Source organism: Cyclobacterium qasimii M12-11B, from assembly GCF_000427295.1.
In the GTDB taxonomy this organism is placed as follows: Bacteria; Bacteroidota; Bacteroidia; order Cytophagales; family Cyclobacteriaceae; genus Cyclobacterium; species Cyclobacterium qasimii.
The window spans coordinates 1-523 of sequence record NZ_ATNM01000086.1; the positions used below are offsets into that span (position 1 = coordinate 1).

General features: G+C 65.8%; 1 protein-coding gene. It reads right to left on the reverse strand.

The window, feature by feature from the left end:
• Window positions 1–523: aminotransferase class I/II-fold pyridoxal phosphate-dependent enzyme (locus tag ADICYQ_RS31190; RefSeq protein ID WP_040415216.1), on the reverse strand; the 523-nt coding region annotated here is incomplete at both ends.

Consider the following 523-nt stretch of genomic DNA (forward strand, 5'->3'; position numbering starts at 1 on the left):
CCTCAACGCAGCGAGTGATGTCCTCGCTTGAGTGCCCGGCCGAGACCTGCACGCGGATACGGGCTTTGCCGAGCGGCACGACGGGGAACGAGAAAGCGATCACGTAGACGCCGTGCTCGAGCAGAGCATCCGCCATGGCAACAGCTTCGTGCTCGTCAGCGAACATGACCGGAATGATTGGATGCTCACCTGGCAGTAGCGTGAACCCGGCCTCAGCCATCCCGCTGCGAAACTGTTCAGCATTCGCCGTGAGCTTGGCGCGGCTCTCGGCCCCTTCGGCCACGAGGTTGAGCGCTTCGATCGAGCCGGCCACCACGGAGGGCGCGACGGCGTTCGAGAAGAGGTAGGGGCGGGCGCGCTGGCGCAGCAATTCTACGATCTCGGAGTGGGCACTGATGTAGCCACCGGAGGCCCCTCCGAGTGCCTTGCCGAGGGTGCCCGAGATGATGTCGACCCGGTCGGAGACACCGCAGTGTTCGGGGGTTCCAGCGCCGGTTTCGCCGACGAAGCCGACGGCGTGGGA